Source organism: Marinobacterium stanieri (assembly GCF_900155945.1).
Classification (GTDB): Bacteria; Pseudomonadota; Gammaproteobacteria; order Pseudomonadales; family Balneatricaceae; genus Marinobacterium; species Marinobacterium stanieri.
The window spans coordinates 50,242-56,928 of sequence record NZ_FTMN01000015.1 but is presented as its reverse complement, the minus strand read 5'-3'; the positions used below and the strand labels follow the sequence as shown (position 1 = coordinate 56,928).

The following is a 6,687-nucleotide window of genomic DNA, read 5'->3' as shown; positions in this document are numbered from 1 at the left end:
CTTGCCTTGATTAAGCTTTGTGTGCTCAATCCTGACAAGCGCCCACACATATTACCTGATCAATTTGTTAAAGAGCGGGCTTGAGCAACCTGCCGCGTGGCAGAACCTGTTGTCTCAAGCGAGGCGCGTATCTTACCGCATCCTCATTCGGTGTCAACCGTTTTTTTCGTTTTTTGTTTCAGTGCCGAAGCACTTAAACAACGAAGCGGTTAAAACCAAGGAGGCAAATTCTACATCAGAAATCTAAATGATTTCAAGAGCTTATCTCCTTCTCTCCTAAGCCGTTCAGTGTTCCGTGAACCCTGTCGTCTCAAGCGAGGAGGCGAATTCTACACACATAAGATGGGGCGTCAACTGTTTTGTGTAAAATAATTTCAAAAAGGTGAAACAGCGTCACTTTCGACTACTACCCTGCCGGTAGAGGTAGAGGTAGAGGTAGAGGTAGAGGTAGAGGTAGAGGTAGAGGTAGAGGTAGAGGTAGAGGTAGAGGTAGAGGTAGAGGTAGAGGTAGAGGTAGAGGTAGAGGTAGAGGTAGAGGTATTCAGCATAGCCACGTAAAGGGCATAAACGACAACGGGCACCCAAGGGTGCCCGTTGCTACATACCAGGGACTGTTAGTCCGCCAGGTAGAACAGATGGTGCTTCTTCTTGCCCAGCTTCACCAGGAAGTACTTGTCGAAGCGCGCATTGGCAGCGCTGAACAGTTCAGCGGCGCTCATATTCTGATCCATGCCACATGCCTGGTCATTAATGATTACCGCGTTGCGCTGCAGTGCATCCTTAACCTGCTTACCGGAGTTTGCCATACCCGCATCCACCAGCAGTGTCGTCAGAGGCTGCTCGCTCAGCTCAGCCGGAACAGCTGATGCCGGCAGGCCGTCCAGCTGCAGCTGGGCATAGTCATCAGCACTCAGGCTGGACAAATCACCGGAGAACAGCGCATCGGTAATACGACGAGCCGCCAGCAAAGCCTCTTCACCATGAACCAGTCGCGTCATTTCTTCCGCCAGAACCTGTTGGCCCTGAGGACGTCCTTCACGTTCCTTATCTTCCGCTTCAATGGCATCGATCTTATCCACCGACAGGAAGGTAAAGAATTTCATGAAACGGTAGACGTCCGCATCAGGTGTCTGCAGCCAGAACTGATAAAAGGCGTAGGGTGAGGTCTTCTTCTCATCCAGCCAGACCGCACCACCTTCGGTTTTACCAAACTTGGTGCCATCAGATTTGGTGATCAGTGGCAGTGTCAGAGCATGGGTCGCAGCACCATTCACACGTCGAGTGAGATCGATACCGCCGACGATGTTGCCCCACTGGTCGGAGCCCCCGATCTGCATGGTACAACCATACTTGCTGTTGAGCTGCTGGAAATCGTATGACTGCAGAATCTGGTAGGTGAATTCAGTAAACGAGAGGCCAGAGCCTTCACGTTCGATACGCTGCTTCACTGATTCCTTGGCAATCATCTTGTTAACGGTGAAGTGCTTGCCGATATCACGCAGGAAGCTGAGCACATCGACATTCGCTGTCCAGTCGTAGTTATTGGCCAGGATGGCACCGTCTTCATCATTGAATTCGATAAAGCGGCTGATCTGTCCTTTCAGGCAGTCACTCCACTGCTTCACAACGTCTTCGGAGTTCAGCTGGCGTTCCTGATCCTTAAAACTCGGGTCACCAATCAAACCGGTTGCACCACCCACCAGTGCGATGGGGCGATGACCAGCATCCTGGAAGCGCTTAAGCATCAGCAGAGGCACCAGGTGACCCAGATGGAGGCTGTCGGCAGTCGGATCGAAGCCGCAATAAAGCGTCACCGGTCCCTGAGCCATATGCTCAACCAGCTCCTCTTCACTGGTCATCTGTGCGATGAGACCACGGGCCTTGAGATCTTCGATCAAACTGTTTGCGTTCATAACCGCCGAAATCCCTCTATTGGATTGAAAATTAGCAGAGACGGCATTCTACAGCTGTTTCGGACAGGATGGCCAGAAATGCGCTTTATACTGTTAGTTTGCCGGTAGATGACCTGTATTCAGCCCCGAGCCGTGTAATTTGGTTATACTGATGCTTTAACGTTCTGACTTAATATATTCAGGGGATTTTCGTGGCTCCAATACCCCATTACCTGCGCGCCCTGCCCAAACTGCATCTTTATCTACTGGCAGGCGTTCTGGCCGTTATCACCCTGGCAGCTATGTTTCTGCCGGAAGAGCAATCAACCCCCAGTCCCAATTTTCCCCCGCTTGCAGTAAACGAAGTCGACGATTCCGCTAATGACACACCTGCTCGCGATGAAATTGAACGGGTCAGCCTGCCGTTGTCATTATCTGATCCAGACAAGGCTACAATCCCTGCAGACAATTCGGTAGCGGCCAACACTGTCGTGCCCGTCGAACCGACTCAAACAGAGAACGTCAGCTCCCCTGCCCCTATTCCCGCGGCGGTTGAAAACTGGACAGAATACAATGTTCGCTCCGGCGATAACCTCACCACAATTTTCAAACGCGCAGGCCTGGGGCCGCGTGATGTCTACCAGGTATCACAGGCAGCCAGCAGCCAGGATGCCCTCAAATACCTGAAGCCGGGTCAAACCCTGGCTTTTCTCATTGAAGGCGGGGAGCTGCGTAAACTGAAACATGTGCGCAGTCGCCTGCAAAGCACTTTGATAGAACGCACACCCGACGGATATGTCATCAGTGAGCAGGAGCGTACCCCCGAAGCGCAAAGTGCTTACGCCGAAGCCGACATCCGTCGCTCACTCTTTCTCGATGCGGCTGATGCCGGATTACCTCAGCGCACCATCATGCAATTGGCGCAGATTTTTGGCTGGGACATCGATTTTGCTTTGGATATCCGGGAAGGCGACCACTTTCGAGTACTCTACGAGCAGGATTATCTCGATGGCGAAGCCCTGAACAGCACGCGCATTCTGGCCGCTCAATTCATGAACCGCGGCAACACCTACACCGCAATCCGCTTTACCGACAGCCAGGGCAACAGCAATTACTTCAGCCCTGACGGACACAGCATGCGCAAGGCGTTCCTGCGTTCACCGGTCGATTTCCGTCGTATCAGCTCCCGCTTCAAGCCTGAACGTTACCATCCCGTGTTGGGTCGTAAACGCCCCCACCGTGGCGTTGACTATGCCGCTGCTACAGGCACGCCCATCAAGGCCGCCGGTGACGGCAAGGTAATCTGGCGTGGCACCAAGGGTGGCTACGGTCGCACCGTAATTCTGCAACACGGCGGCAACATCACCACACTCTATGCGCATATGAGCCGATACCAGAAAGGTGTCAGCAACGGCACGCGCGTAAAACAGGGCCAGACTATCGGCTATGTCGGCGCCTCCGGCCTGGCCACTGGCCCGCACCTGCATTACGAGTTTCGCAGCAACGGCGTTCACCGTAACCCGCTCACCGTTGATCTCCCGGCCGCCGATCCGGTACCAGCCAACGAACGCGATGCATTTCTGGCCGAGGCCAACCGCCTCGTCGCCGAACTGGAACGCCACTCCGATACCCGCCTGGCCATGAACGATGAGAGCGCTCAGCCATGAGCCAGTATTATATTGGCTTAATGTCGGGCACCAGCCTGGACAGTGTGGATGCCGTTCTGGTGCGTTTCGAACCGGAATTCGAGTTACTGGCCTGGCATGAGCACGCCTTGCCGGAACCCCAGCGCCAATCGATTCTGCAACTGACGCAACCCGGTGATAACGAGATTGAGCATCTGGGGTTGCTGGACCGGCAGCTTGGAGAACTGTTTGCAGACGCCGTGAACACACTACTGGAGCGATCAGGCACTGACCCGGCTGACATCATTGCCATCGGCAGCCATGGGCAAACCATACGCCATCGTCCCGAAAAGGGGTTCAGTCTTCAGATTGGCGACCCTGCCAGTATTGCCGAGCACACCGGCATCACAACCCTGGCCGATTTCCGCCGCCGCGACCTTGCTGCCGGAGGGCAAGGCGCTCCCCTGGTCCCTCCCTTCCACGAACACCTGTTCCGCAGTCACAAGCAGGATCGCGTGCTGGTTAATCTCGGCGGCATGGCCAATATCACCCTGCTACCTGCCAACCCACAGCAGGATGTCAGTGGCTATGATACCGGACCGGGCAATGTGCTTATGGATACCTGGATTCAGCGCCAGCAGGGCAAAGCCTTTGATCGTCATGGCGACTGGGCCAGAAGCGGCCAGGTGATAGAAGAGCTGTTGGACAGCATGCTGAGTGACGCCTACTTTCACCAGCCACCGCCCAAGAGCACAGGACGGGAAACGTTCAACTCCGAGTGGCTTGAGCGGGCGATCACTCGCCTGGCAGAAGCCCCCAGGGCAGAGGATGTACAGGCAACGCTGCTGGAACTGACGGCCCGATCATTGGCAGACGCTATAAAAACCCACAGCCTGGCCCAGCCCGAGCTCTACCTTTGCGGCGGCGGCAGCCATAATCAGGGATTGCACCAGCGTCTGCAACAGCTGTTACCTGACAGCCAAATCAGTACCACTGAAGCACTGGGGCTGCACCCGGATTGGATGGAAGCGACCGCTTTTGCCTGGTTTGCCATGCGAACGTTGAACCGAAAAACGGCCAGCAGGGCCAGCGTCACCGGCGCACGTGGCGATCGCATACTGGGGGCCATTCATCTGCCTTGAGCAGATGAACAGCTTCCCAGGCAATAGGTGAACGGGGGGCATTCGCTCCCGCAACGCCGGTCAAGCAATCATATCGGTCGTGATTGATGTTTGCCCCACCAGCTCAAGGTAATCATCGAGCGCCTGCTGCGTATTGTTCTTGAACTCGCCGGAATCACTGAAGCGGGCCAGCACGTCGCCACGATCCCAGCGACCTTCTTCAAGATTTCCGACCCAATATCGCAGACCTTCCTCATCAGGTTCGCGCTCTAACACATTATTGTACAGTTTGCTGACGTACCCTTGATCATCAGCATCGGCATACAGCGTTTTGAACTCACCACTGTCGATGAACCGGTCGATGATCTGCTCAAAACTCAATTCGTGATCCAGTCGACCAGCCCAATACTTGAAACCTGCCTCATCAGGATCCCGATCAAAAACAGCCCGATATAGTCGGTACACGGCACCATCTTCGCTATAGGCTTCTGCCGCGTCTTCGACCTCCACTCGGCTGCCATCGGACCGCTTGGCATAGACCGCCTCAGCTTCGTCAGATGCACCCAGGCTGGAATGGTAAAACTCGACTTCATGACGTTCGCCTTCAAACATGACGACACTGCCATCTTTCTGGTAGAAGCCGTCATCTTCAAGCTCATAGATCACCCCGTCACGTACCAGATAAAGATCATCGTCAATTCGGTATTCCGCATCCTGGCTGAGATCGAAGGAGTATTCATTCTCGTCTTCACGCTCAAACAACTGGCCATCAATATATACATCCGAGGAGGGGCTACCCGACTGACTGCCATTCAGCTGCGTTTCGCTGGAAATTTCGACATAGCTGCCATTACCCAGATGGGTATATACCTTGGTTTCGGTGTAGCCATGCTCGACTTCAACTTCGATGACGTTATCACCCTGCAGGGTGTAAGTGGTATTGGCATCAATGTGTTCGCGCTCCCAGAAGCCATCGTCCCATTCAAACACAGCGACCACCTGGTTGTTCTGGATCTCGAACCGCATCAAGTCATCGCCGTACCCGGAGCCATTGCCATCTGCCTCGCTGCCTGAAGAGCTGTCATCAGTCACCTGTGACTGGCTGGAGGTTTCAATGTAAGTACCGTTTTCCTGAGCCGTGTAAACAGTTGTTTCCGTGACCCCATGCTCCACTTCCGTCTCGATGACGTTGTCACCCTCAACGCTGTAAGTGGTGTTGCCATCCGGGCTCTCAAGCTCCCAGACACCATCATCATATTCGTAAACCGCGATCACTTCGTTGTTCTGAATATCGAATTTCATCACGTCTGAACCGGACATACTTCCCCCTCACTTACGTCTTGTTTGCGACTTCAATTACGGATGTGAACTCATGGAAGCAGCCTCACCGAACCACCACCTGTGAAGTTGAGAAGCACCCATAGAGCTATCAGGCACACAATGCACGAACAAGTTAAATTGAAACTTAAAACAATAGATCCCGCTGCATGAAGCAGGAATAAGCTTCAGGACCGGATTTAGTATAGAAGGGAGGGAGCAAGGAAGCGCAACTCGGGTCAGCAGGCACCAGAAACGCAAAAACCCCGCAAGCACTATTGCCTACGGGGCTTGTAACCAATCGTCAGGGCCTTACAGCCTTAGCTGCCATCCCGAGACGGAATCAGATCGAGAAGGACGAACCGCAGCCGCAAGTCGTGGTCGCATTGGGATTGTTGATTACGAACTGAGAGCCTTGCAGCCCCTCCTTGTAATCAACTTCCGACCCGGCCAGGTACTGGTAGCTCATCGGGTCCACTACCAGCGTTACACCGTCACGCTCAACCGCTGCATCATCGTCCGCCATGTTTTCATCGAACGTGAAGCCATAAGAGAAGCCCGCACAGCCGCCACCGGTGATGTATACACGCAGCTTAAGCTTGTCGTTCTGCTCTTCTTCCAGCAATGATTTGACCTTGTTGGCCGCCGCATTGGTAAATACCAGGTCGGCCGCTTGTGCAGTATCGCTCATAGTTACACTAAACCCTCTTAGATACAGCGCATTCTGCCTAA

Annotated in this window: 6 protein-coding genes; 2 read left to right on the top strand and 4 right to left on the bottom strand. The window is 54.0% G+C overall.

From position 1 onward, the window contains the following. Nucleotides 1-393: 393 nt before the first annotated feature. Nucleotides 394-585, bottom strand: coding sequence for a hypothetical protein (locus BW956_RS22360; protein WP_139327276.1), 192 nt, complete (start codon nt 583-585; stop codon nt 394-396). Nucleotides 586-614: 29 nt separating this feature from the next. Next, the gene (gene tyrS, locus BW956_RS21595) at nt 615-1,913 is read right to left on the bottom strand and encodes a tyrosine--tRNA ligase (RefSeq protein WP_076466422.1); all 1,299 of its coding nucleotides are present in this window, start codon (nt 1,911-1,913) and stop codon (nt 615-617) included. Nucleotides 1,914-2,104: 191 nt separating this feature from the next. On the opposite strand from tyrS, the gene BW956_RS21590 reads away from it, so the two are divergent. Beyond that, a complete protein-coding gene (locus BW956_RS21590) occupies nt 2,105-3,559 on the top strand; it encodes a peptidoglycan DD-metalloendopeptidase family protein (protein ID WP_076466421.1) in 1,455 nt (484 codons plus the stop codon). Then, a complete protein-coding gene (locus tag BW956_RS21585) occupies nt 3,556-4,659 on the top strand; it encodes an anhydro-N-acetylmuramic acid kinase (protein WP_076466420.1) in 1,104 nt (367 codons plus the stop codon). The genes BW956_RS21590 and BW956_RS21585 overlap by 4 nt, the downstream gene beginning before the upstream one ends. 60 nt (nt 4,660-4,719) lie before the next feature. Here BW956_RS21585 and BW956_RS21580 read toward each other — a convergent pair whose 3' ends face one another. Next, nucleotides 4,720-5,958, bottom strand: coding sequence for a DUF4214 domain-containing protein (locus BW956_RS21580; protein WP_076466419.1), 1,239 nt, complete (start codon nt 5,956-5,958; stop codon nt 4,720-4,722). Between the two features lie 340 nt (nt 5,959-6,298). Then, the gene (erpA, locus tag BW956_RS21575) at nt 6,299-6,646 is read right to left on the bottom strand and encodes an iron-sulfur cluster insertion protein ErpA (protein WP_010322486.1); all 348 of its coding nucleotides are present in this window, start codon (nt 6,644-6,646) and stop codon (nt 6,299-6,301) included. Nucleotides 6,647-6,687: the final 41 nt, after the last annotated feature.